This window comes from Flavobacterium sufflavum (assembly GCF_004016525.1).
In the GTDB taxonomy this organism is placed as follows: Bacteria; Bacteroidota; Bacteroidia; order Flavobacteriales; family Flavobacteriaceae; genus Flavobacterium; species Flavobacterium sufflavum.
Map to the genome: position 1 here is coordinate 1 of NZ_SACJ01000038.1, position 334 is coordinate 334.

Consider the following 334-nt stretch of genomic DNA (forward strand, 5'->3'; position numbering starts at 1 on the left):
CTAAAAATTTGTTTTAAACTTAACTTATTCTTTATATTTGCACCACGCTAATGCGGAAGTAGCTCAGTTGGTAGAGCTCCAGCCTTCCAAGCTGGTTGTCGCGAGTTCGAGCCTCGTCTTCCGCTCTAGAAACCGAAACTTAATAGTTTCGGTTTTTTTAAAATAAAATTTGGAGGTGTTTGAATAATTTGTATATTTGCACCCGTTATGCGGAAGTAGCTCAGTTGGTAGAGCTCCAGCCTTCCAAGCTGGTTGTCGCGAGTTCGAGCCTCGTCTTCCGCTCTGTTAAACCCAAACGAAAGTTTGGGTTTTTTTGTTTTTAGACTGGTTGTTG

2 tRNA genes are annotated in these 334 nt (G+C 41.6%); both read left to right on the forward strand.

Annotation, left to right across the window (positions count from 1 at the left end):
- Positions 1-52: 52 nt before the first annotated feature.
- A tRNA-Gly gene (locus tag EOD40_RS17845) sits at positions 53-125 on the forward strand.
- An 84-nt stretch (positions 126-209) separates the two neighbouring features.
- Positions 210-282 (forward strand) — tRNA-Gly (locus EOD40_RS17850).
- Positions 283-334 lie beyond the last annotated feature (52 nt).